We start from the raw sequence: 24,695 nt of genomic DNA on the forward strand, positions 1-24,695 counted from the left end.
TCGTGGAAAGCAAAAAGCAAGTGGCCGTCCACGGGGAATTGAACTGACCGTTCATGACGGAGGGCGGCCAGCACCCACACCACCGCGAGGACGACCGCCACCACAGTGTCTGCCATCCGGCAGTCATTGGCAACCCGATGCGAACCAGCCAGCCAGGCGATCCCGCCGACCGTCAGGCCACCGACGGTCACCGCGACCAAAACCGGCTCGACCAACCGGGACAGCCGCACGAGCAATTCACGTGCCGCAGATCCCTTACCGCCCACAGCATTCCCTTCGGAATACGGTCAGTCGCCAGCTGACCCGGCTCTTTCAAGTTGACTAGGGCCAGGTGTCACATTCGTGGACCGCGGTTACCAGTGCAACCTGAATTGAGGACTCAGGTCACTAGAAAGGTCCGGCAAGTTCTGGTGACCATTGGTCGCGTGACTGGTATCTCTTCGCCTGGGGCGATTTCGATTTCAACCATTACCGGCGACTCGGTGGCGCGCATCGCCGCCGACGCCACCGTTGCCGACGTCGCGAAGGCCCTCGTGGCCGGCGACGTGGGAGCCATTGTGGTCGGCGACGACGAGCTGCCCGCCGCGCTGGTGAGCGAGCGCGACGTCGTTCGGGTGGTGGCCGCGGGTAAAGATCCGGCTGCCGTCCCGGCCACCGAAGTGGCCACCACCAAGCTGGTGTGGTGCGACGCCGAGTCCACGGTCAGCCAGGTGGCGAACCGGATGATGGACCACTACATCCGCCACGTCCTGGTGGAGCGCGATGGCGCGCTGGCCGGCATCGTCTCGGCGCGTGACCTGCTCGGCGTTTACAGCGCCTATGGCGCCGACCCGGATCTCGATTCGGCGTGAAAGGGCGCATCACCGCCCTGGTCGGCGGAAGCCTGACCGCCGTTGCCGGCTGGGACCTATTGCAGCGCCGCCACACGATCTTGCGCAACTACCCGATCGTCGGCCACCTGCGGTTCATCCTCGAAGCGGTCGGCCCGGAGCTGCGCCAGTACATCGTCACCGACAATGACGCCGAACGGCCCTTCAGCCGCGACCAGCGTCGCTGGGTGTACACATCATCGAAGCTGGCCAACCGGTACTTCGGGTTCGGCACCGACAACGATCTGGAACGGGTCCACAACTACCCGATCATCAAGCACGCCGCGTTCCCCGTGTCGGCCCCGGCCGACGAACCTGCCCATCCCGACCCCGCCGTGCCGTTACCGGCGGCAAAGGTGCTCGGCGGCGCGCGGGGCCGGGCCAAGGCATTCCGGCCCCCGTCGTTGGTCAACGTCTCGGCGATGAGCTTCGGGTCGCTGTCCGGCGCGGCCATCACCGCGCTCAACAAGGGTGCGGCCATGGCCGGCGCCCTGCACACCACCGGTGAGGGCGGGGTGTCGTCGTACCATCTCAACGGCGGCGACCTGGTCTGGCAGATCGGTACCGGATACTTCGGCTGCCGCAACGACGACGGCACCTTCAGCCTTCCCCGTCTGATCGACCAGGTGGCGGCGGCCCCGTCGATCCGGGCCATCGAGATCAAGCTCAGCCAGGGAGCCAAGCCCGGCCTGGGCGGCATGCTGCCCGGCGCCAAGGTCACCCCCGAAATCGCCGCGATCCGCGGCATCCCGGTCGGGGTGGACTGCAAGAGCCCCGCCGGACACTCCGCATTCCGGGACGTGGACGGGCTGCTCGAGCTGGTGGAGACCATTGCCGCCGAGACGGGTTTACCGGTAGGCATCAAGTCGGCGGTCGGAGAGGCACCGTTCTGGGCCGAGTTGGCGGAGCGCATGGCCCGCACCGGAAGGGGCGTCGACTTCGTGACCGTCGACGGTGGCGAGGGGGGCACCGGCGCCGCCCCACTGGTTTTCAGCGATCATGTCGCGCTGCCCTTCAAGTGGGCCCTGCCCCGTGTCTACCGGGCCTTCGCCGAACAGAGCCTGCAACAGGACGTGGTGTTCATCGGCTCCGGCAAGCTGGGCATCCCCGAGAACGCCCTGCTGGCGCTGGCCATGGGCTGCGACATGATCAACGTCGGCCGCACCGCCATGTTCTCCATCGGCTGCATTCAGGCCCAGCGCTGCCACACCGGCCGCTGCCCGTCCGGTGTCGCGACCCAGTCACCATGGCTGCAGCATGGGCTCGACCCGGCGCTGAAATCGGTGCGCTGCGCAAACTATCTCGCCACCCTGCGCTTTGAACTGCTATGCCTGGCCCGCGCCTGTGGCTACGTGCACCCGGCCCTCGTGCCCCTCGACGCGATCGAGCTTCTCGACGTCGACCTCAAGAGCGTTCGGGCCGACGAGTTGCTCGACTACCCGCCGGCATTGGGCCTGCCCGGCCCGGCCGACATCGACGCGATCACGACCGTGATGGCGGGCGAAACCTTGCACCCCGCCCGCCACTAACCGGTCGTGTGCGCCTAACCGGTTGCCTGCGCCGCCGCGCGGGACTTGATCATGCGGTTGCGGACGACGTGTTCGACCAGGATTGGGACGAAGGCCTGGATCGGTGCGTCGACGAATTGGCGAGCGGCTTCCTCACACCAGCGCCTGATCTGCGCGGTTCGCTCGGCGTCGCCGAGCCCCTCGTGGGCAACCAACTTTTCCGCGACGTCGGCGACAGACTTCTTTTCCGCGACGTCGGCGACAGACTTCGCAATCGGCGTACCGCTGGGTGGAGCGGCGGCGGCCGCATCGTTTGCTCGGGCCTCGTCCAGCGCTTTTCGGGCGACCTCTTCGCTGGCGTCCGGCCGGACGACATGCAGTGTGAGGTGGCGACCGTCCTCCCCGATCAGGATGACACTGGTTGGCTCGTCACTGCTGAAGCCCAGCAATTCGATGGTTTGGCCGCCGATCTCGGCCAGTTGCGGCGTCGGGGCCCAGCCATTGCGGCGGTAGCCCACCATCACGACCTGCCCCAGCCGGTCGGACACCGACGCCACCAAGTCCGGTAGCTCGTCGACCAACTCCGGCGACCGCGGCCACCAGGCCCCGTCAATATGCTCCGATGCAGACCGATAAGGCTTGAGCTGCAACCGGTTTTCGCGCTCCATTCTCGACCACCTGCCCGTTGAGGATGCGGATTGCCTGCAACCCGCCGAACCCCCCGATCCAACGGTACGGGCGTCTGGACCCGCGCGCGACTCGAGTGCCGAAGCCGGGCCGAAAAAGCCGCCACCGCGCGCCACCCGGTATCCAAAGTGTGTACCGAATGTGAACAATGGGTAGCGGCAACTACTTTCGGTCAATTCCAACGAACGACAGCGCCGGCATCACCGGGACGGCACTGGCGCGCCGCTCCACTCGTCGCCGACGATCCGCCGCCGCAGGGTCTCGGACGCTCGGACCATCAGGTCGGGAGCCAGCGCCGACGCCGAACTCGCCACCCCGGCGGCCAGCAAGGCCTGACCCCAGGCGAGCGGGCCCACGGGGGTACAGCCAAACACGTGGCTGAGCCCCGGGGTGGTCACCACCACCGCGAGCGCCCCGAGGGAGCCGATCGTCGTCGTCACCACCAGCGGGCCGTGCGAGTCGACCAGTGTCTGGGCGAGTTGCGTGCTGACCAACGCGATCAGCGCGACCGTCGCCGCACGGCTTGGGGTGCCGGTCGCGGCGGCCATCGACCACCCCAGCGTGGCGCCGACCGTGGTGGCCGCGCCGCGAATCCCGATCGCGCGCCACATCGCCGCCTCGTCCCGCTCGACCTCGTCGCTGCTCGTCTGCGGGCTGACCGCCAGTGCGGCGGCCGGCAGCGCGTCGGTCAGCATGTTGACCAACAGCATTTGGCGGGTGTTGAGCACCGATCGGCCGGTCAGGATCGTCGTGATCAGCGCGAAGCACACCTCGCCGAGGTTGCCGCCCAGCAACATCGACACCGCCGACTGAACCCGCCGCCACAGCTGCTGGCCCTCGTCGAGGGCGTCGAGCAGCGCCTCGATCCGCTCATCGAGCAGCACCACGTCCGCGGCCGAGCGGGCCGCGTCGCTACCCCGCGCCGCGACCCCGATGCCCACGCTGGCCGCCCGGATCGCCGCGGCGTCGTTGACCCCGTCGCCGACCATCGCCGTGACCAGCCCGGCCCGTTCCAGGGTCTGGACCACGTCAATCTTGTGCTCCGGCGTCATCCGTGCGAAGACCAGTCGCGATGCGACCACCTCAGCCCGCTGGTCGGCCGACAGCGCTTCCCAGTCGCCGCCCGTGATCACCTGTTCGGTGCTCACTTCGATGCCCAACTCCCGGGCGATCACGGCCGCGGTGGCGGGATGGTCGCCGGTGATCAATCGGACCCCGATACCACGGTCGGCGAGCGCCTTCAGCACGGGCCGGGCCATGGGTCGGGGGGTGTCCGCCAATCCGAGCAGACCGACCCAGGTGAGCCCCGATGTGCACAGGTTTTCCAGAACGTCGGGATCGGCCGCGGCCGCCGCGGCCTGTTCCGGGCTGAGCTGGCGCTCGGCCACCGCCAGCACCCGTAAACCGTCGGCCGCCATCTCATCGACCTGACGGGCCAAAGGTTCTTTGCTGGGCTCTTTTCTGGTGCCGGGGTGGTGGCGGAGCGCCGACGAGAGCACCTCGGGTGAGCCCTTGATGGTCAGCCGGGTGCCGACGAGCGCGGCCGCGAAGGGACGACCGGACTGGAACGGCAGGAACGCATCACGTCTGAGCTGCGGCTGCGGCCGCGAACCGTCACCCCGAACCGAGGGATCGTCGACGGCGCGGTGGATCGCGTCGTCGGTGGCATGGTCGACGCGGTGGGTGTGGCGCGTGTAGCTCGTGGTCAGCGCCGCATCCAGCACCTGTCCGGGGCTGAAGCCCGTCGTCGGGCGCACCGCTTTGACCTTCAGCCGGTTCTCGCTGAGCGTGCCGGTCTTGTCGAAGCACACCACGTTCAACCGGGCGAGAGCCTCGACCGAGTGGGGGTTGCGGATCAGCACCGATTCGCCGGTGAGCCGGCGGGCGGCGGCCTGCTGGGCCAGTGTCGCAACGAGCGGCAATCCTTCGGGAATGGCGGCGACGACCAGCGTGACCGCGCTCGACACCGCCTCATGCAACGGGGTGCCCCGCGACACGCTGAGCAACCCGACCAGACCCCCGCTGGCCACACTGAACGGCAGCGCCCGCCGGGTGATGTGCCTCAGCTGCCGCTGCAGGCCGATCTCCCGAGACTTTCTCGGGGCCATCGCCAACGCCCTGCGCATCTCGGTGCGTGAACCGACCGTGGTCACCACGGCCACCGCCGTGCCGGCAACCACGGTGGTGCCCGCATAAAGCATGCAGGTCCGTTCGGCCAGCGGAGCGCCCGGTGTGGGTTCGGTCTGCTTGGACACCGGCAGCGACTCGCCTGTCAGGGTGGATTCGTCGACTTCGACGTTCGAAGCGTGCAGGAGCCGGGCATCGGCGGGGACTACCTCGTGGGCGTGGACTTCGATGATGTCGCCGGGGCGCAGCCGTTTGGCGGGCACCTTCTCGTTGCGGTGCTTATCCAGCGAGCCCACCCGCCGTCGCGCGGGCGGCTCCTGCACGGCCAGCAGGCGATTCAGAATGCGTTCGGCGTGCAGCTGCTGCTCGGCCGACAACGCGGCGTTGACCAACATCACATTGCCCACCAGGACCGCGTCCAGCGGCGAGCCGAGCAGCGCGCTGGCCAACGCACCGGTGGCCAGCAGCGGGGTAATCGGGTCCGACAGGTTGGCGCGCATCTCGTCCGCGAAATCACGGACCAGTCCCCATGACGCCGCGGCGGCGCCGTGCAGCACACGAACCGGTGGCAGCTGCTGCCACCAGACCGATGATTCCTCGGGGTGTTCGTGGGAGGGACAGGGCAGCAGCCGCTGCACCTCGGTGATCGGCAGACCGTGCCAGTCGTGAGCTGTTTCGGGCTCCGGCGGCGGGTCCTGGAAAACCTTTGTACCGGCCCGGAATCCGAACCACAGGCTGACGGCCATGCCGACGTTGATCGATGTCGAACTGCGCCCGGGCACACCGGGAATCAGCATCAGCGCGCCGATCAGCGAGGCCGAAGCCGATAGCCGAACGGCGTTGTCGGTGGCGGCGCGCGCGGCGGGCAGCGCGTGCAGCAAACGCCAGGCGCCGGTCAGGTCTGACACCAACACGTCGGCGTCCCAGGCCGGAGGACGATCGTCTCGGAGTACGCCGATCGTGACGTCGGACCGATGCGCGGCCCGCATCTCCGAAGCGGTCAGCAGCGCCACGGTGGCGCCGCCGGCCTTCAGTTCGGCGACAGCCGCTGCGACCGCGTTGTCGATCGAGTCGGTCGACTCGCCCGAGGGATACAGTTGGTCGAATCCTTGCGCCAGGGAACGCAATGAGTCGTCGTCGAGCGAGAAGACCCGCGGGTGCGAGCGCCGCGCTTCGGTAACCACCGCGGCGGCCAACGGATCGCGAACCGGGCTGATCAGCGCCTCGCCGGAGCCGCCGGCTCCGGGGATATCGGCCAGGTTGTGCCAGCCCGGGCTCAGCCCGTCATCTTCGAGCGCGGCTCGAACCGCTTCCCAGGCATCGGCGCGCAGCGAATCCTTCGCGCCACGAATGCGACTGACCATCAATTCGTCGGTGTAGAGCACGCGCGGGTCGATCATGATCGCGTCGATCCGGTCGAGCGTCCGAAGGGCGCGGGGACGCAGCACCAGCGTGTCGTGCTGGTCCGTCAGGCCGCGGCCCATCGCGCAGCCGAAGGCCTCCCGGACGGTGCGCAACGGCTTTGGGACGGCGGCCAGTGCGGCGGCACCGGCCGTGTCCGGGTTGCGTGACAGCAGCCCGACCACGGCGGCGGCGCCGATGCCGGCCAAACCGATGCGGTTGGCGTAGCGTTCCGCGGGCCCGCCGGGCGGACTTGGCATGCTGCGGGGCGTCCAAGCCGCATCGTCGGGCACCGGCTGGCTGGCCAGCCCGGGTTCATGCCGACACCACGTCCGCCGACCGTTCCATGCCTCGGCCGCCAGCATCGAGCGCGTAGCGGCCTCCGCGACCGCCGCCGTCGGCGACAGCGTCAACGCGGCCGTCGCGGCGTTGACGAAACCGAACAAAACATCCGTGCCCTCCGGCCCGATGCGGCGCTCCAGCTCTTGGCGCAGCCGCGGCAGGTGGTCGGCCAGCGTCGGCGGCACGGCCACCAAGTCGGGCAGCCTCGGCAGCCGCAGCAGGCTGCCGGTCAGTGAGAGGCCAAGGCCCACCGTGGCCGCCGCAGCCGCCACCATCCGGCCCATCAGCAGCGCGTCGTCGCCCGGCAGGCTGGCCGGGTGGCCTCGCGAGCCGCGCGTTCGGTCGCGCCGTTCGGCCTCGGCGACGATCCGGCAGAGCTGCGCCGCCGAGGGCGCGTCGGCGGCTTCGGTGTCCACGGTGACCACCAGCCGCGCAAGGGTGCGGTTCAAGAAGGCCCGGCGCACGCCGGGCGTTGCGCGGACCGCCGCCAGCACGTCCGTGGCAATCGCCGAGGCGTGCTTACCGCCGAGGCCCCGCACCTCGATCCAGCGCCGCGGACCATTGGTGCTGTTACGCCGTGCCGGGGGACCGCCTATCGCCTCGATCGCCGCGCCCGCCGTCGCGCGGGTCAACGCCGGGACGTCCGGCGCGGCACGGGCCAATGACCTGCCCATGCTCGCCGCGACCCCGCCGCCCAGCAGCGCGGTGCTTGCGGCGGTGCTCGTGACGACGGCGCTCGCGGTAACCGCCATCCGGGTGCCCGCCGCGGCGGCCCGCAATGGTGCCGCCAGCAGCCCGAAACCCGGTAGACCCCGCGGGGTGATCACGCCATTCACGGTACCCAGCACCGAATTCTCTGCTCGACTCAGAGCTGATTGGACGGGCGTCGTTGAGCGGTGCGGGCCACCGCCGGGGCGGGCCGGCCGACATGGATGAAACGCGCGGCGCGGCGCTGAATCAGATGTCCGTGGCCGCGAGTTCGGACAGGCTGGCCGAAAACTCGCATCGGCTCGCTGTAGAACACTTTCTTGGTCGCGTCCACGAGGACCAGGTAGGTGACGATAAACACGGCCAGCGCCGCGTAGAACTGCCACGGCAGCGGAACGAAACCCAGTTTGCGGCCCAGCGGCGTAATGGTGAGCACAATGCCGACCACGTCCACCGTCATCAGCGTCACGGTCAGCAACGTGCCCGGCCTGCTGCGCAGAAACGGCACTCTGCGGGTACGGATCGCGAAAACGATAAACGTTTGCGTGAGCACGTTTTCCAGGAACCACCCGGTGTGAAACGCCACCTCCCCGGCGTGCAGCACGCCGAGCATGAACCCGAAGGTCAAGAAGTCGAACAGCGAGTTGATCGGGCCGAACGTAAGCATGAACCTGCGGATGAACGCGACGTTCCAGTGCGACGGCGCATCGCGTTGCTCCTCATCGACCAAGTCGGTGGGGATCGCCAGCTGGGAGGCGTCGTAGAGCAAGTTGCCCAGCAAGATCTGGCTCGCCAACATCGGCAGGAATGGCAAAAACGCCGAGGCCGCCGCGGCGCTGAACGTGTTGCCGAAGTTGCTCGATGTGCCCATGAACACGTACTTGATCGTGTTGGCGAAAATCCGCCTGCCCGTGGCCACGCCGGTGGCCAGCACGCCCAGATCCTTTTCCAGCAGCACCACGTCGGCGGCGTCCTTGGCGACATCGGTGGCGGTGTCGACGGAGATGCCGACGTCGGCGGCGTGCAGGGCCAGCGCGTCGTTGACCCCGTCGCCGAGAAACCCGACCGATCGTCCGGTGCGCCGCGCCGCGGTGACAAGCCGTGCCTTCTGCTCGGGCGAAATTCGGGCAAAGATGCTGTAGTTCTGGGCGGCGTGCGCGAACTCCTCATCGCCGAAATGCTCCATCTCCGCGCCGGTGATCGTTCCCCTGGAGGCCAAACCCAATGCGGCACAGACCGTTTCCGCAACCCGGGGGTTGTCGCCAGTGGCGATTTTCACTTCGATACCCATCGCGGCGAGCTCGGCGAGGGATTGTCGGGCGGCGGCCTTCGGTTCGTCGGCGAAAACGCAGAACCCAACCAGCATCAGCTCGGACTCGTCATCGGCGGTGATGGCTGCCAGTTGTGGCGCCGGCCTGACCGCCACGGCAACCACCCGGCGCCCGGCCTCGAACAACGCCGTCAGCGTTTGTTGAGCGTGCTGCGGTGTGCCCGAGCAGCGAGTCAGCACCTGCTCGGGTGCGCCCTTGACCACGAGGAGCCGCTTCCCCTGGTCATCGACCAGGGCCGAGGTCGCCCGGCGGGTGTGGTCGAACGGCAAAAAGGCCACCCGCGCAACGTCGTCGCCGACGAGCTGCTGCGCACCTGGGTGCGCCCAGAGCGCGCCGTCCAACCCGTTGGTCACCGTGCCGTCTGCGGCGGAATCGATGTCGCAGGCCAGCAATGCCAAACGCAGCACCGAGTCGGTGTGCACTCCGGCCGGGTCGACGGTATCGACCAGGCTGATGCGGCCCTCGGTCAAGGTTCCGGTTTTATCGGTGATCAGGATGTCGATATCGCCGAAGTCTTCGATGCACACCAGACGCTTGACCAGCACCTTGGCCTTGGCCAGTTGCCGCGAACCGGTCGCCAGGGCGGTGCTCACCACCGCGGGCAGCAGCTGCGGTGTGATGCTGACGGCGATGGCCAGCGCAAACAGCGCCGAAGTGATCAGTGGCCGGTGCAGCATCAAGTTGGTGACCAAAATCATCGCGGTGAGCGCGATCGCGACTCGCAGCAGCAGATAGGAAAACCGGCGCAGACCGGCCTGAAACTCGGTCTCGGGTTGCCGCTCACTCAAACCGGCCGCGATCCGGCCGAACTCGGCGTCGTTGCCGGTGGCATAGACGACGGCCAGGCCCTCACCCGCGCTCACGATCGTGCCCATGAACGCCAGGTCGGCCATATCAGTCAGCGCGACACCAGCCGGCACCGCTGTCGCTGACTTCTCCGAGCCGGCCGATTCTCCGGACAGGATGCTCTCGTCGCATTCCAGCGCCGCGGTCTGGATCAATCGCACGTCCGCGGGCACGGCCTGCCCGAGCGACAGCCGGATCACATCACCGGGTACCAGCTCGCGGACGCCGACATCGGTGAATCTCCCGTCGCGTTTCACGATTGCGGTGTGGCGGACTCGGGAGTGCAATGCGGCCGCGGTCCGCTCGGCGCGGTACTCGTTGAAAAAACCCAATCCGATGCTGGCGGTCAGGATCACGCCGATGATCAGCGCCTGGTTGTGGTCGCCGAGGAAATACGACAGCACGGCGGTGAACGCCAGCAGGATCAGCACGGCGCTGTTCAGCTGGCGGGCGAGCACCGCCCAAGCGCTGACGCGATGGGTGCGGATTGCATTGGGGCCGTACCGGACCAGGCGTTCGCAGGCCTGGGCACTGGACAGTCCATCGACCGAGCTCTCCAACCGGCGCAGCACCTGCTCCGCCGAAGCGGCAGCAACCTCCTGGGCGGTCACTGGTTCACGCACCTCCGCCTCGGTGGCCATGTAACGCCCTGATCCATACAGCCGTTCCCAGTTGTGATCGCCCGAGTGCTCTCGGCGCCGCCGTAATGGACGCAGACTAACCGGCAGCGGCGTCACTGCGGGGAGCCATTTAGACACAATTTCTCGTGCCTTTCGTCACTTGCCGGCGGGGCGTGAACTCGCCTGGCTTCGACGAGAAAGATGTCCTTGAAGGCGAAAATTTCCCTGTTGTTTGCCTGCGACGCGCACTTTGGTATTCAAAGCTCTGTCGCATCGGCACCGTCATGGTCAATGATTGCCGTGCGGACTCGCGGCAGCTCCGCGCGACAACTCGGGTTCAGGGAGGCTTCACCCATGCGGACCGCCTATCACAAGCAGCTGGACGACCTGGCCACGCAATTAGGAGAGATGTGCGGGATGGCCGGGGTGGCGATGAAGGGCGCGACCCAGGCTCTGCTGGAGGCCGACCTCAGCGCCGCCGAGCAGGTGATCCGCGACCATGAGCGGATCGTGGCACTGCGAGCGCGAGTCGAAAAAGAAGCGCTCGCGCTGCTGGCGTTACAGCAACCGGTGGCCGGCGATCTGCGGGCGATCTTCAGCTCGATTCAGATCATCGCCGACACGGAACGAATGGGCGCGTTGGCCGTGCATATAGCCAAGATCGCCCGTCGGGAGCATCCGAAGCACGTACTTCCCGAGGACGTCCGCGGGTGCTTCACTGACATGGCAAGGGTGGCAATCGCGTTGGGCGACAGTGCGAAACAGGTGCTGGTGTCCCGTGACCCGCAGCAAGCCGCTCAACTTCGCGACCAAGACAAGGCGATGGACGATCTATACAGGCACTTGTTCGTTGTGCTGCTAGATCCGGAATGGGAGCACAGCGTCTCCGTCGGTGTGGAAGTGGCGTTGTTGGGCCGCTTCTTTGAGCGCTTCGCCGACCACGCCGTGGAGATCGGCCGTCGTGTCATCTTCATGAGTAGCGGCGCGCTACCTGCCGAGGATGAGATCTCCACCTACTGAGGGCGTGGCGGCTTCTGGCTAGGCGTGGTCGCCACCAGCGTGGCGTTGGGGTCCGCTGTTATTTGGTCGGTGCTGGTGTTGTAGTCGAAGAGTTCGGCGTAGCGGCCCCAGCCGATGGCGGTGTCGAGTTGTCGTTGGGCGTCTTGGGGGTTGAATCCCTGTTGCAGGATGTCGAGGAAGAATCCGGCGCGCAGGTTGCCGTCCGGGCAGTCGTGCAGAGCGTGGCAGATGGTGCGCACCAGCGGCGCGCGCGTGCGTGCTTGCTGGGCGAAGATCTGCTTGCTGGCCTGGATATCGGCGACGGTGAAATCCTTGCCGGTGGGGGACAATTCGAGATCGGCGCCGTTGACGCGCACGAAGTCGAGCAGCGCTGCGGCGTCCACGAGGGGCAGCAGGTCTTCGGCATCGATGCCCAAGTCGGTGGCGATGTCGGGGATGTCGGCGCGCCCACCTTTGCCGTAGACGATTTCGACCAGCCCGGCCAGCCCGCCGACGGTGGCTCTGGGTAGCGGGTGGCTGGTGGGGGTGGCGGCGCCGGGTTCGACCAGCGTGGTTGCCGGTCCGGTGCCGGTCAGCAGTCCATACAGTTTGTCGACCAGCGCCTCAAAGGATGGCGAACGGCGGTCGCGGGGACGCTCGAGTTCGATGGGGAATTCGGCCAGGACGCGGCCGGGATTGCTGCTCAGCACGATGACACGGTCGGCCAGCGTGATCGCTTCTTCAATGTTGTGGGTGACCAGGCAGATGGCCTTGGTTGGAAATTCTTGGCCGGTCCACAGACTCATCAGCTCGCTACGCAGGTTTTCGGCGGTGAGGACGTCGAGGGCGGAGAACGGTTCGTCCATCAGCAGCAGATCGGGTTGCAGCACCAGGGCCCGGGCGAACCCGACGCGCTGGCGCATCCCGCCGGACAATTCTTTGGGGTAGGCGGATTCGAAACCGTCGAGGCCAATCAAATCGATGGCGTCCACCGCACGGTTACTCCGCTCGGCCGGGGCGATTTTGCGCGCTGCCAGCCCGAGTTCGACGTTCTTTTGCACGGTCAGCCAGGGCATCAGGGCGAAGTTCTGGAACACCATCGCGGTACCAGGGTTGGCGGCATCGAGTTCGGCGCCGTGGTTGCGCGCCGCACCGCTGGTGGGGGCGATCAGTCCGGCGATGATGCGCAGCAGCGTCGACTTGCCGCACCCGGAGCGACCGAGCACGGCGACGACTTCGCCCGCGCGAATGTCGAGGTTGATGTCGTCGAGGACCAGCAACGTGCCACCGTCGGGCTTGCCGAAGCTTTTGCTGACATGGTCGAGATGGATGATCACGTCGTCTTCAGTCATGGGAACCTCCGTCAAGCTCAGGATCAGGATAGGGAGAAGCGCCGCTCGGACAGGCGGTAGAGGCGCTGCCACAGCACGATGTTCGTCGTCACGACATAGAAGCTCATCGCGATCACGCCGATGAGCAGGCGCGGCGCGTCGCCGACCGCGGTGGCATGCGTGATGTATGCGCCCAGCCCGACAGCGGACAACGTGGTGTGGTGGTACTGGACGACCTCGGCGACGATGGAAGCGTTCCACGCCCCCCCGGCCGCGGTGATGCCGCCGGTGACGTAACTGCCGAAGATTCCGGGCAGTATCAGGGTGCGCCACCTCAGCACCGTGGGCAGCCGCAGGCTGGCGGCGGCGTCGCGAAGCTCAGTGGGGATCTCACTGGCCCCGGCGATGACGTTGAACAGGATGTACCACTGCGTACCGAGGGCCATCAGCAGGATGCCGCCCCAGTTGATGCTGATCCCGGTGGCAAGCAGCACGGCGGTGAACAACGGGAACAAAAAGTTCGCCGGGAACGACGCCAGCACCTGCACCACCGGCTGAGCCAGCCGAGTCACCTTGGGATTCATGCCAATCCATACTCCGATCGGCACCCAGATCAACGTCGAGACCACGACCACCACCACGACACGGGCGAAGGTGGCCAGGCCGAGCAGCGCCGCGTGGCCGACTTCGGCGAAGCCAACGCTGCCGGCGATGTACTCGATCACCCGGAACGCGCCGTAGCCGAGCGCGACCATCACGCTGAGAACGAATACGACGTCGCCGGTGCGGCGGCGCGCGGTTGACGTTTTCAGCGGAGGCCCGGTCGTCCCGAACACCGCCGTCACCCGGTCGACCGGATAGACCAGCCGCCCGAGCGGACGGCCGACGATGCCAGGAACGCGTGAGCGCCGCAGGACGTCCAGCGTCACACTGCGCGGCGCTTCGATGGCCGCGGATTCCTCGATGCGGAATCGTTCGGCCCATGCTGTCAGCGGCCGCCAGAACAGCGCGTTCACCCCGATGATCACCACGATCATGGTCGCGATGGCCAGCAGCACCCTCGTCAGATTTCCCTGGTCGCTGGCGGATGCGACATAGGCGCCGATCCCGGGCAGGGCGAACTTATGGTTGTTGACGCTCAAGGCTTCCGACGCGGTGAGGAAAAACCAGCCCCCGCCGAAACTCATCATGCCGTTCCAGACCAGCGGAATCACCCCGCTGGGCAGGTCGACCCGCCAGAACCGTTGCCATCGTGACAGCCGCAACAGGCGGGAGGCCTCGTCGAGATCGTGGGGTTGGGTGATCAGCGATTGATAGAACGCGAATGTCATGTTCCACGCCTGCGACGTGAAAATCGCGAAGATCGACGCGCATTCCAAGCCCAGCATCGAACCGGGAAACAAGGCGATGAAGCCGGTGATGGTGATGGCGAGGAAGCCCAGGACCGGCACGGATTGCAAGAAGTCCAGCAGCGGGATGAGCACCTTTTCGGCGCGGCGCGAGCGCGCCGCCGCGGTGGCATAGAGGAACGTGAACACCAGCGACAGGCCCAGCGCGATGAACATGCGCAGCAGCGACCGGGCAGCGTAATACGGAAGGTGGCTGGGGTCGGTGGACACCGATGAGGGTGCGCTGGGTACCGTCCACGGCACGGCCGTCCCGCGGCCGACGCGCACCACCAACCACAGCAGCACCGCGGCACCAACGAACACGGCGACGTCGGCGGCCCAGTTACGTGTCGGGCGCGCCGCCACCGCCACACCGCGGCCGGGAAAAGTGTGAACCACGGTCATTCGCGCACCGCCCGATACTGAAGCGAAGTTGAGGAACTGACGACTCCGGTGGAGCCAGGGCCAATGTTGGCGCAATCAACGGCTTTTCACCACCCGTGCGCCGGTTGTGGTACGCAGGGTGAATCAGCGGTAAACGATCGCCTGCAAGCCCGCCGAGGCCTAGATTCTGCGACCGGCGACGCTATCCGTCTGACAGGCGTTCATGCCCGTTCATCATGAGGCCGAGAAGGCGTCGCACGGGCACGCGGCAGTCCAAGCCGTCGGACAGGGTGCCGCGGGCTGAAGAAGCTGAACGTTACTGTGGGGGTTGGCCGGTCGGCAGATCAGAAAGCCCGGCCTGCAATCCCTGCTTCACCTGGTCGGTGGCAGGAGCTTTGCCGTCCGAAACCGTCTCAGCGCAGCTACAGCTGAGGGTGCTGAACACGCTGGGGTCAGCGCCGGCAGGTGCGGCAACCCCCACCGCGGCACCGACCGCAAGAGCGACGCTGACCAAGATTTTCGATACCACGTGTGTTCTCCGCGCTAGTTGGTATCAAAAATCTACGACGCGGAAAGTCGGATACCTGTCACCGAGGCGTTGCGATTTCGTTAAGAAGCATATTTCGGGCAGTACGCCCTTATGCTGGCGCCGACGAAGTATCCGGCGTGATAGCCGTCCAGGTTGCTGTTGCTCTGTACGGTCGAGGCGACCTGCGGCGGTGTCTTGCCGTTATCGAGCTCATCGCAGACCTCGTGAGCGGCGATGAGCGCCTTACCCGGTGACCCGAAGTTGATGCCCTTGGCGTTCAGTGCCGACAGGAACGCGTCATCGGTGGCGTCGGCGTGAGCGGTCGGTACTGCTAGTCCGACCGAGCCAAGCGCGGCCAGCAGGACCAGCCGGGTGGCCGCCAGGAGTAGCGAGGGGCTGAGCAGCCGAATTCGGATGCTCGTCATTTCGGATATCCCCACGATTTCATATACTCCCACGGAGCGGAATTGCCATTGGTTGCTGGCAGCAAGTCAAGCCGCGAAAACTGCACATTACAGCCACATTACAGCGTTGGATGATCCAATGGCCGCGGATTGCGATCATTGCAACACGCAAGCCCCTTCCGCCGCCGGCCACCAATTGTTCATCAGGAAGCCGGAAAGGCATTCCACGAGCGCGGTGATTAGCTGGGGACCGGACTCAGATGAGTGCCGCCTCGAGAGGGACGCAAATCGCTGAGCGCCTGCTGGATTCCCAGATTTACCGGGTCCGTAGCGGCGCGGCTGGTGCTGGTGGCTGTCTGCCGACAGCTACAGCTGAGGGCGCCGAACGAACTGGGGTTGGCGCCCGCCGGCGCTGCAACCGAAACTGCGGCGCCGAGCCCGATTGCAATGCTGACCAATACGTTCGTCGTCAGTTCGTGGTATGCGATTCTGCGCGCCGCCGGCCCGCGAATTTGACGCATACCATCATGGTGTTGATATGTCCGCATATTGCGGGCAGTACGCACGCTCGGCGATCGCGACAAAGTACCCGGCATGCTCGCCGTCCATGCTGCTGCTGCTCATCACGTCAGTTGCGATCTGCTCCTGCGTTTTGCCCATATCAAGTTGATGGCAAACCAGATGACCGGCCGCGATGGCGGACTGCTTTGACTCGTGTTCGATGCCGTCGTTCCTCAGCGCCGCTATGAACGCATCATCGGTAGCGTCGGCGTGAGCGGTCGGGGCTGCTCCCAGCGGGCCCAGCAGCGCGGCCGCCAGTACCAGGCCTGCAGCCGACAGCAGCCAGCCAGGATAGCGGGCGCGGTTACTCGTCATTTCAGTTACTCCCCTTAAACACAGGTGTGATTGTTGATGACACTAAGTCTGGCCGCGAAGGTTGCCAACACGTTACCGAATGGCATTATCCAATTATCGCCGACGTTGCGAACGTGGCAACATTGGGTCCGGTTCCGCCCTGCCCCCTGCTGGGTCACCAACCGGGACCGCCCGCCCTCGTCGATCCTCGAGTTCCATCGGTAACTTGTCGGCATGCCGTACGCGCGCTGGTTGTCGCTCACTCTTCTGGCGGCATGCGTGGTCGGTTGCGGCGTGCGACACGTTTCGGCGGCCAGCGCTCGAGATCTGCCCGGTACGTTCCGTTCCGGCGGCATGGACCGAACTTACACATTGCATGTGCCGCCCGGCGACCCCGTCGGCTTGGTGGTCAGCCTGCACGGTGGCGGCGGTACCGGAACCGGACAGCAGGTTCTGACCGACTTCGACAGCGTTGCCGACGCCAACAACCTCCTGGTGGTCTATCCCGACGGTTATGAGAAAAGCTGGGCCGACGGGCGGGGGGCTTCGCCGGCGGATCGCCGCCACGTCGACGATGTCGGGTTCCTGGTTGCGTTGGCAGGCAAGCTGCAAAACGAGTACAACATCGCCCCCGGCCATGTCTTCGCCACCGGAATGTCCAATGGGGGCTTCATGTCCAACAAACTGGCTTGTGACCGCGCCGATGTCTTCGCCGCGATCGCGCCGGTGGCGGGCACGTTGGGCGCCGGCCTGCCCTGCAATCCGTCGCGGCCGGTGTCGGTGCTGGAGGCGCATGGGACCGCCGATCCGCTGGTGCCGTTCAACGGTGGGGCCGTGCGCGGTCGCGGCGGGGTCAGCCACGCCATCTCGGTTAATAGCATGGTGGACAAGTGGCGTTCGGCCGATGGGTGCCAAGGCGATCCGTCGGCGCAGGTGTTGCCCGACGTCGGGGACGCCACCGTCGTTCACCGCTTTGATTCCACGGCATGCGCGGCGTCCACCGAGGTGGTTTTCTACCGGATCGACAACGGCGGGCACACTTGGCCGGGCGGCAAGCAATATCTGCCCCAGGCGATCATCGGGCGTACCTCGCGTGCGCTCGACGCCTCGGAAGTCATCGCACAGTTCTTCCTAGCGCACGCCCGTAGCTAGCTTGCGCGGCCTGTGGGACCGCGTACACGGTCGGAAACTGTGGCTGAAGCGCGATCTTGTTACTATGCCTCATGGCTGCGAGGAAGACGGCAGTTCGGCGTGCCCGGACTGGGGATGAGGAGCCGGCGGCGACCGTCCCGTCTGTACCGTTCAAAGGAATTCGATTGGAAATCAATCGATTTGGCGCCGCACTGAGTATTCTGGCCACTGGCGCACTGATGTTGTCGGCGTGTGGCGGTGACAACAAGGCTACCGGAGGAAGTGCGACGACGGGCACGTCGTCGGTGAAGGTGACCTGCGGCGGCGAGCCGACTTTGCGGGCCAGTGGTTCCACGGCCCAGGCAAACGCAATGACCCGTTTTGTCAAGGCTTTCGAAGAAGCCTGCTCGGGGCAGTCCTTGAACTACACGCCCAACGGTTCCGGCGCCGGAATCGGCGAATTCGTCGGCGACCAAACCGATTTCGGTGGCTCGGACTCGCCGCTGAGCAAGGACGAGTCCACCAGGGCGGAGCAGCGATGCGGCTCGCCGGCGTGGAACCTGCCGGTGGTATTCGGCCCCATCGCCATCGCCTACAACGTCAACGGCGTGACTTCGCTGAATCTCGACGGTCCGACTGCGGCCAGGATCTTCAACGGCGCCACTACCGCCTGGAACGATCCTGCAATCCAGGCCCTCAACCCAGGTGCCACCTTGCCCGCTGAGCCGATTCGTGTCGTGTTCCGCAACGACGAGTCCGGCACCACGGATAACTTCCAGAGATATCTCGATTCCGCTTCCAACGGCGCGTGGGGAAAGGGCGCCGGAAAGAAGTTCAACGGTGGAGTCGGCGAGGGTGCCAAGGGCAACGACGGCGCCGCCGCGGCCGCCAAGAGCACCGAAGGGTCGATCACCTACAACGAATGGTCGTTTGCCCAGGCGCAGCACCTGAACATGGCCGGGATCATCACGTCGGCCGGTCCGGACCCGGTGGCGATCAGCGCGGACTCGGTGGGCAAGACGATTTCTTCTGCCTGGTTCATCAAGGATGGCAACGACCTCGCCCTCGACACGATCTCGTTCTACCGGCCAAACCAGCCTAACTCCTACCCGATCGTGCTGGCGACGTATGAGATTGTCTGCTCGAAGTATCCCGATTCGAAGGTCGGAACGGCCGTGAAGGCGTTCCTGCAAAGCACGATCGGCGCCGGCCAGAATGGTCTGGCGGACAACGGGTATGTCCCCATTCCGAGCGAGTTCAAGTCGCGATTGTCGACCGCGGTCAACGCCATCTCATGAGCTGAGGCGGTTTGGCCCGAAGACCGCTAACCGCCCCGATACCTCGGGCAGTACGCGGCTACGCTCGCGCCGACAAAGAACGCGGCGTGATAGCCGTCCAGGTTGCTGTTTGCCATCACCGCAGTCACGACGTCGGTCTTCTGCCTACCGAGGTCAAGTTCATCGCAGACCTCATGGCCGGCAACGATCGCGGCTTGCGGCGACGGGAAGTTGATGCCCTTGGCCTTCACCGCGTCCACGAACACGTTGTCGACCGCGTCGGCACGCGCGGTCGGGCCCGTCATTCCCGCCAGGCTGACCAGCACGACCACGAGAGCAAGGCCGGCCAACAGGGATCGCACGGGTCGGGGCGAGCGCACCTGGCTGGTCGCCATTGCTGGAACCTCCCTGCTGATCAGTCCTGGCGGCAAGCCAAGCCGCTGACATTGCGATCATCCCACGCCACGATCGGATGGGCGAAAGTCCACGGCGCGGACGAGGCCCTGGCCGATTCAGCGCTGGCAGGACGGGCACCAATACGCCACCCGCTCACCGGTGTCGTCGTATTCGATGTGGGTGCCGCAGCGACGGCAAGGCTGCCCGGCTCGCCCGTAGACCCACAGTTGCCGGCCCGCCCGGGTGTCGCCCGTGGTGCAGCGGTTCCAGCGAAAGCGGTTAACCCACAGCATGTCCCGGGCTCGCGACGCCAAGCGGTGTGGGTCGGCGACCGCGCTCACCGGAGCGGTGGGCAGATGTCCGCTGACGAAACACAGTTCGTTGCAGTACACATTGCCCACCCCGGCCAGCACTCGCTGGTCCAGCAACGCCTCGGCGAGCGGCCGGTCCGGGCGCACAGTCAGGTTGGCGGCCGCACGCGCGGGGTCCCAGTCTTGGCCCAGCAGATCGGGCCCAAGATGGGCGACCGCGTCGCCGTCGTGGTCGCGCTCCAGGATCTCCAGCACGCCCAGGTCGACGCCGACAGCGCGAATGCCGTTTGCTTCCAGAATGATTCGTGCCCGGTGATCCACCCGCACCGGCCGGTCGCCGACCCGCCAGCTGCCGTCCATCTTTAGATGCGAGTGAATGCTGGCCCGCCCGACTCGGATGAACAGGTGTTTCCCTCGACTCAGCACTTCGTCCACCACCTGCCCGGTGAGGTCGACGGTGGCGAACCGCGGTACCCGGACATCGCAGCGCGTCAGTGTCTGTCCGGCCAGGTGCTGTCGCAGCATCGCCGCGGTATGCCAGACGGTGTCACCCTCGGGCATTGGTTACCGCAGCCGCATTCCGCGTGGGGTGCGGGCGAAGCCGGCGTCCGACAAAGCCTCGATGACCGGATTCGGCCCCCCGTCGCGCGGCTGTAAGGCCGGAACTCCATCGACGCGTTCGACCAGGATCGACGCGACGCGCCGGGCGGCGACCAGGTCGGCCAGAGCCGCTGCCGCCGCGTGATCGGCCGTGGGATCGTCGGTGAATGCCAGCAACGATCGTCCGCCCCGCTCGAGGAACCAAGCCAGCTCGCCGTCCACCAGCACGACGAGTGCGCCCGCCTTGCGGCCCGGTCGTGCCCCGGGGCCCTCGCCGTTGCAGGCCGGCCAGGGCAGGGCGGCACCGTAGGGGTTGGCCGGGTCGGTGGCGGCCAGCGCGACGGCGCGGTAGTCCGGTCGTTCCGGGTCTTTGAAAGAGCCGGGGCCGTCGGTGTAGCTGCGCAGCCGGTCGACGGTCGATGCGACGGCGAACTGGGCGCCGCCCAACGACTCGACGAAATAGCCACGCTGGCACCTGCCGGCCTCCTCGAATGTGCTCAGCACCTTGTAGAGAGTGGCGAACCCGCCCGGTACGCCCTCGGCCGCCACCGCGCCTCGGGTCAGCACGCCGTGGCGGTTCAGCAGCAGCTCGGCCTGGTAGTGGGCGCGCAGCGTGGAATCCGGCTCGGGAGGCGGCAGCGCCGACCATCGGCCGGAAACCGCCGGGTCGATGGTGCGGGACTGGGCATGCGCGACGCTGTAGCGGCTCAGACGGGGCGGGCGATGTGCCCGGTGCGCCGGCGCGGAGCGCTTGCGTGTTCCCGCGCCACCGAGCATGGCGCGGACTGGGGCAAAGGTGTCGCCGGTGACCCGGCCGGCCCAGATCAGTTCCCAGAGAGCGGCTTTCAGTGTCGTTCCGCCGATCTCGTCCCGGGCGAGCTGGCGGAAGAAGTACGCGCCACCCCCGGCCAGCGTGTCCAGGATCGCGCGGTGGGCGTCGGTGAGGTCGATGTCGGCGGGCACGGCGAGCGTCATGGGCGCCGAATCGCTTGCGTGTAGGGCGATCCAGCCGTCACTGCCCGAGATCGACCCCGCCCCCGACCAAGTGATCTCGCCGGTCGCGAGCAGTTCGTCGAGCATCGCGGGGGAGTAGTCACGCACGCGCGGCGCCAATACTAGTGGTTCGATCGCCGAGGCCGGCATCCGAACACCGGCCAGCTGATCGATCACGGACGCCAGGCCGTCGATACCTGACTGGCCCGACGACACCCGGTGCCAGGCCGGCAGGAACCGCCCGTAGGCGGCGGTGCTCACCGGCTCGACCTGGGCGCGCAGCGCCGCCAGCGAACGCCGCCGCAGAATCCGCAACACGTCGGCGTCGCACCATTGCTCGGCGCCGCCGGCGGATACCCCGGGCATCTCGGGGGCGGCGACGAAGTCGCCGCGCACCAGCCGGCCTCCAAGAGTCCCCGGGCTAGCCAGCCGGCCCAACACGTCGGCCGTCACCCGCAGTCCCAGGCCGAATCTGGCCGCGGCCTCGGCCGTGGTGAACGGGGTGTGCGTGCGCGCGTAGCGGCTCAGCAGCTCGCCGAGCGGGTCGGCCACCTCCCCGGTGAACGTCGCCGGCACGCCCGGCGGAACCGCCACCCCGACTCCGTCGCGCAGCCGGCCGATGTCTTCGACGGCCACCCACCAGCTGCGGCCGGCGAACGACACGGTCAGCGCGCGCCTGGTGGCGCGCAAACCCTCCAGCCAGCCCCTGATGTCGGTGCCGTCGGCGACGCTGGCCCGGGCGGCGACCTCGTCCTCGGTGAGCGGACCCAGCAGTCGCAGCAGGTCCGCGACCGCTTCGGCGTCGCGGGCGGCACGGTCAGCGGACAGGTGTTGTAACTGCCGGCCGGTCGCGGCGATGACCTCGGGATCGAGCAACTCGCGCAGCTCTACCCGGCCGAGCAACTCGGCCAGCAGCGTGGTATCCAGCGAGAGCGCCGCGGCGCGGCGTTCGGCGAGCGGGGTATCGCCCTCGTAGACGAACGCGCCGACGTAACCGAACAAGAGCGACGCCGCGAACGGCGAGGGTTTGGCGGTCTCCGCTTCGAGCACCCGCACCCGGCGCTGCGCGATGCCAGTCATCAGCCCGACCAGGGCCGGGACGTCGTAGACGTCCTGCAGGCATTCGCGCACGGTCTCCAGCACGATCGGGAAGTCGGGGTATTTGCGGGCCACGTCGAGCAGCTGGGCCGCCCGCTGACGTTGGTGCCACAGCGGCGAGCGGCGGCCGGGGTGTCGGCGGGGTAGCAGCAGAGCGCGGGCCGCGCACTCCCGGAACCGTGACGCGAACAACGCCGAGCCACCCACTTCGGCAGTGACGATCGGGTCGATCTCGTCGGCGTCGAAGACGAAAAGCTCTGCACCCGGCGGGGTTTCCTCCATGCTGTCGGGCAATCGCACTACGATGCCGTCGTCGGAGGCGGTGGGCTTCTCGTCGATCCCATAGCGTTCGCGCAGCCGCCGGCCCACGGCCAGCGCGAGCGGTCCGTGCACCCGCAGCCCGTACGGCGAGTGCAGGATCACCCGCCAGTCGCCCAGTTCGTCACGGAACCGCTCGACCAGCAGGGTGGTGTCGGTGGGTACCACCCCGGCCGCGGTCCGCTGCTCGTCCAGCAGCCCCCACAGGTTGTCGGTCGCGTAGGCGTCGAAACCCAAATCCGCACAAAGTTTGTCGAACGGCTCGCGGTTCAGTCCGGCCAGTTCGCCGGTGAACGCGCCGAGTGCGGCGCCCAGCTCGGCCGGGCGGCCCACGTCGTCGCCGCGCCAGAACGGCAACCGGGCCGGCTGGCCGGGCGCGGGGATCACCAGCACGCGGTCATGGGTGATCTCGGTGATCCGCCAGCTGGTGGCGCCCAGCGAGATGACATCACCAGGACGGGACTCGTAGACCATTTCCTCGTCGAGTTCGCCCACCCGCGAAGGCTTCTCCGACTCGGTAGCAAGGTAGACCGTGAACAGCCCGCGATCGGGGATGGCGCCGCCGGAGGTGACGGCCAGCCGCTGCGCACCGGGCCGCGCGGTCAGCGTGCCGGTGTCCCGGTCGTAAACCAATCGCGGTCGCAGCTCGGCGAACTCGGTGGACGGATACTTCCCGGACAGCAAATCCAGGGTGGCCTCGTACACGCTGCGCGGCAGGGTCGCGAACGGAGCGCTGCGGCGCACCGTGTCGAACCACCGGTCGGCGTCCAGCGGCTCCAGCGCGGCCGCCGCCACGGTCTGCTGAGCCAGGATGTCCAGCGGGTTGGTGGGCACCCGCATCGTCTCGATCTGACCGGCGAGCATCCGCTGCACGCTCACCGCGCAACCGATCAGGTCGGTGCGGTGCTTGGGGAACAGCACACCCCGGGAGACCTCGCCGACCTGATGTCCGGCCCGCCCGATGCGTTGCAGGCCGCTGGCCACCGACGGCGGTGCCTCCACCTGGATCACCAGGTCGACCGCACCCATGTCGATGCCGAGCTCAAGGCTGGAGGTCGCCACCACCGCTTTGAGCAGTCCGCGTTTGAGGTCCTCTTCGACCAGGGCGCGCTGCTCCTTGCTGACCGAGCCGTGGTGGGCGCGCGCCAGCAGCGGGGCCGCACCGAAGGTCTGGCCGCTCCCCAAGATGTGCGCCGGCGCCCCACCCGGCACCTTCGGGTTGGCCTTCAGATTAGCCGGGGCCGAGAGCTCGATGCCACTGCGTTCGGCGTGAATCTCGTTGAGCCGTGCGGTGAGTCGCTCGGCCAGGCGCCGCGAATTGGCGAATACGATGGTCGAATTGTGCGATTCGATCAGATCCACCAGGCGCGCCTCGACATCGGGCCAGATGGTGTTGTTGGCCAAGTTCGCCATGTCGGGCACCGGGACCTGGACCGTGAGCTCGAGGGTTTTGGGCGACGGCGGAGCCACGATGGTCGTGCGGGATTGTCCGGACAGGAACCTCGCCAGCTCCTCGGGCGGACGCACGGTCGCCGACAACCCGATGCGCTGCGCGGGCCGGCCCTGACGTAGGTCTTGTGACAAATCCTGGAGTCGCTCCAGGGAAACGGCCAGGTGTGCGCCGCGTTTACCGCCGGCGATGGCGTGGATCTCGTCGACGATCACCGTCTGCACGCCGGCCAGGGTTTCGCGCGCGGCCGAGGTCAGCATCAAAAACAGTGACTCCGGGGTGGTGATCAGCACGTCGGGCGGGCGGGCGATGAGCTGGCGGCGGCGCTCTGGCGGGGTGTCTCCGGAGCGGACCCCGACGCTGATGTCGGGCGCCGGCAGACCATGGCGATGGGCGATCCTGGTGAGCCCCGCCAGCGGGGTGCGCAGGTTGCGCTCGACGTCGACCGCCAGCGCCTTGAGGGGTGACACGTACAGCACGCGCGTGCCTGCACGCCGGTCGGGAGGAGTCGCAGGATTGGCCAGGGTGTCGAGGGCCCACAGGAACGCGGCCAGCGTCTTGCCGGATCCGGTCGGCGCGATCACCAGGGTGTTATCGCCATTGGCGATGGCGTCCCAGGCGTTGGCCTGTGCGGTGGTCGGCGCGGCGAAAGTGGTGTTGAACCACTCGCGGGTGATCGCGCTGAACCGGCCCAACGGGTCGGGGCTCCCGCGGTCGGGGGGCCGGGGCTCAGCCGGCCTGGAACCAGCGTTAGTGCTCACCTGACCATGGTGCCAACCGGTACCGACAGCA

15 protein-coding genes are annotated in these 24,695 nt (G+C 67.2%); 5 read left to right on the forward strand and 10 right to left on the reverse strand.

The annotated features are described in order from the left end of the window. Positions 1-425 precede the first annotated feature (425 nt). Together ACLP4W_RS12795 and ACLP4W_RS12800 are read left to right on the forward strand one after the other, a co-directional pair. Positions 426-851: a CBS domain-containing protein gene (locus ACLP4W_RS12795; RefSeq protein WP_442386492.1), complete on the forward strand. Its 426-nt coding sequence runs from the start codon at positions 426-428 to the stop codon at positions 849-851. After that, positions 848-2,398 (forward strand): FMN-binding glutamate synthase family protein, encoded by a 1,551-nt coding sequence (locus ACLP4W_RS12800; protein WP_442386493.1) that lies wholly within the window; start codon positions 848-850, stop codon positions 2,396-2,398. The genes ACLP4W_RS12795 and ACLP4W_RS12800 overlap by 4 nt, the downstream gene beginning before the upstream one ends. A gap of 14 nt (positions 2,399-2,412) precedes the next feature. Here the strand turns inward: ACLP4W_RS12800 and ACLP4W_RS12805 are convergent, their stop codons facing one another. The 3 genes from ACLP4W_RS12805 to mgtA form a co-directional block, all read right to left on the reverse strand. After that, positions 2,413-3,045 carry a DUF5994 family protein gene (locus ACLP4W_RS12805; protein WP_442386494.1) on the reverse strand — a complete coding sequence of 211 codons (633 nt, stop codon included), beginning with the start codon at positions 3,043-3,045 and terminating at the stop codon, positions 2,413-2,415. A 219-nt stretch (positions 3,046-3,264) separates the two neighbouring features. Beyond that, positions 3,265-7,770 carry a cation-translocating P-type ATPase gene (locus ACLP4W_RS12810; protein WP_442386532.1) on the reverse strand — a complete coding sequence of 1,502 codons (4,506 nt, stop codon included), beginning with the start codon at positions 7,768-7,770 and terminating at the stop codon, positions 3,265-3,267. A gap of 29 nt (positions 7,771-7,799) precedes the next feature. Continuing rightward, complete coding sequence (gene mgtA, locus ACLP4W_RS12815) at positions 7,800-10,460, reverse strand: magnesium-translocating P-type ATPase (RefSeq protein ID WP_442386495.1); 2,661 nt, start codon at positions 10,458-10,460, stop codon at positions 7,800-7,802. Between the two features lie 333 nt (positions 10,461-10,793). Between mgtA and phoU the strand changes: the two genes are divergently transcribed. Continuing rightward, complete coding sequence (gene phoU / locus ACLP4W_RS12820) at positions 10,794-11,459, forward strand: phosphate signaling complex protein PhoU (RefSeq protein ID WP_442386496.1); 666 nt, start codon at positions 10,794-10,796, stop codon at positions 11,457-11,459. On the opposite strand, the gene ACLP4W_RS12825 is transcribed toward phoU, so the two are convergent. From ACLP4W_RS12825 to ACLP4W_RS12840, 4 genes are all read right to left on the reverse strand, one after another. Beyond that, a complete protein-coding gene (locus ACLP4W_RS12825) occupies positions 11,453-12,790 on the reverse strand; it encodes an ABC transporter ATP-binding protein (RefSeq protein ID WP_442386497.1) in 1,338 nt (445 codons plus the stop codon). The two genes, phoU and ACLP4W_RS12825, sit on opposite strands and share 7 nt — an antisense overlap. 23 nt (positions 12,791-12,813) lie before the next feature. Beyond that, positions 12,814-14,562, reverse strand: a complete 1,749-nt coding sequence (locus ACLP4W_RS12830; RefSeq protein ID WP_442386498.1) for an ABC transporter permease — start codon at positions 14,560-14,562, stop codon at positions 12,814-12,816. A 588-nt stretch (positions 14,563-15,150) separates the two neighbouring features. Beyond that, a complete protein-coding gene (locus ACLP4W_RS12835) occupies positions 15,151-15,495 on the reverse strand; it encodes a DUF732 domain-containing protein (protein ID WP_442386499.1) in 345 nt (114 codons plus the stop codon). Positions 15,496-15,999: 504 nt separating this feature from the next. Next, positions 16,000-16,350 carry a DUF732 domain-containing protein gene (locus tag ACLP4W_RS12840; protein ID WP_442386500.1) on the reverse strand — a complete coding sequence of 117 codons (351 nt, stop codon included), beginning with the start codon at positions 16,348-16,350 and terminating at the stop codon, positions 16,000-16,002. A 213-nt stretch (positions 16,351-16,563) separates the two neighbouring features. Between ACLP4W_RS12840 and ACLP4W_RS12845 the strand changes: the two genes are divergently transcribed. Then, entirely contained in the window at positions 16,564-17,481 is a 918-nt protein-coding gene (locus ACLP4W_RS12845) for an extracellular catalytic domain type 1 short-chain-length polyhydroxyalkanoate depolymerase (protein WP_442386501.1), read from the forward strand. A gap of 164 nt (positions 17,482-17,645) precedes the next feature. Beyond that, complete coding sequence (pstS, locus tag ACLP4W_RS12850) at positions 17,646-18,758, forward strand: phosphate ABC transporter substrate-binding protein PstS (protein WP_442386502.1); 1,113 nt, start codon at positions 17,646-17,648, stop codon at positions 18,756-18,758. A 26-nt stretch (positions 18,759-18,784) separates the two neighbouring features. On the opposite strand, the gene ACLP4W_RS12855 is transcribed toward pstS, so the two are convergent. From ACLP4W_RS12855 to ACLP4W_RS12865, 3 genes are all read right to left on the reverse strand, one after another. Then, positions 18,785-19,132, reverse strand: coding sequence for a DUF732 domain-containing protein (locus ACLP4W_RS12855; RefSeq protein ID WP_442386503.1), 348 nt, complete (start codon positions 19,130-19,132; stop codon positions 18,785-18,787). Positions 19,133-19,249: 117 nt separating this feature from the next. Continuing rightward, positions 19,250-20,005: an endonuclease VIII Nei2 gene (gene nei2, locus ACLP4W_RS12860; RefSeq protein WP_442386504.1), complete on the reverse strand. Its 756-nt coding sequence runs from the start codon at positions 20,003-20,005 to the stop codon at positions 19,250-19,252. A 3-nt stretch (positions 20,006-20,008) separates the two neighbouring features. Continuing rightward, positions 20,009-24,664, reverse strand: coding sequence for an ATP-dependent helicase (locus tag ACLP4W_RS12865; protein WP_442386505.1), 4,656 nt, complete (start codon positions 24,662-24,664; stop codon positions 20,009-20,011). Between the last annotated feature and the right edge of the window lie 31 nt (positions 24,665-24,695).

It is taken from the genome of Mycobacterium sp. (assembly GCF_052145595.1).
Lineage (GTDB): Bacteria > Actinomycetota > Actinomycetes > Mycobacteriales > Mycobacteriaceae > Mycobacterium.

Bases quoted from the DNA above. Each gene is read 5' to 3' on its own strand.
- ACLP4W_RS12805 (WP_442386494.1), bottom strand. From the start codon at position 3,045: ATGGAGCGCGAAAACCGGTTGCAGCTCAAGCCTTATCGGTCTGCATCG.
- mgtA (WP_442386495.1), bottom strand. From the start codon at position 10,460: ATGGCCACCGAGGCGGAGGTGCGTGAACCAGTGACCGCCCAGGAGGTT.
- phoU (WP_442386496.1), top strand. From the start codon at position 10,794: ATGCGGACCGCCTATCACAAGCAGCTGGACGACCTGGCCACGCAATTA.
- ACLP4W_RS12825 (WP_442386497.1), bottom strand. From the start codon at position 12,790: ATGACTGAAGACGACGTGATCATCCATCTCGACCATGTCAGCAAAAGC.
- ACLP4W_RS12830 (WP_442386498.1), bottom strand. From the start codon at position 14,562: ATGACCGTGGTTCACACTTTTCCCGGCCGCGGTGTGGCGGTGGCGGCG.
- ACLP4W_RS12835 (WP_442386499.1), bottom strand. From the start codon at position 15,495: ATGACGAGCATCCGAATTCGGCTGCTCAGCCCCTCGCTACTCCTGGCG.
- ACLP4W_RS12840 (WP_442386500.1), bottom strand. From the start codon at position 16,350: ATGACGAGTAACCGCGCCCGCTATCCTGGCTGGCTGCTGTCGGCTGCA.
- ACLP4W_RS12845 (WP_442386501.1), top strand. From the start codon at position 16,564: ATGCCGTACGCGCGCTGGTTGTCGCTCACTCTTCTGGCGGCATGCGTG.
- ACLP4W_RS12855 (WP_442386503.1), bottom strand. From the start codon at position 19,132: ATGGCGACCAGCCAGGTGCGCTCGCCCCGACCCGTGCGATCCCTGTTG.
- nei2 (WP_442386504.1), bottom strand. From the start codon at position 20,005: ATGCCCGAGGGTGACACCGTCTGGCATACCGCGGCGATGCTGCGACAG.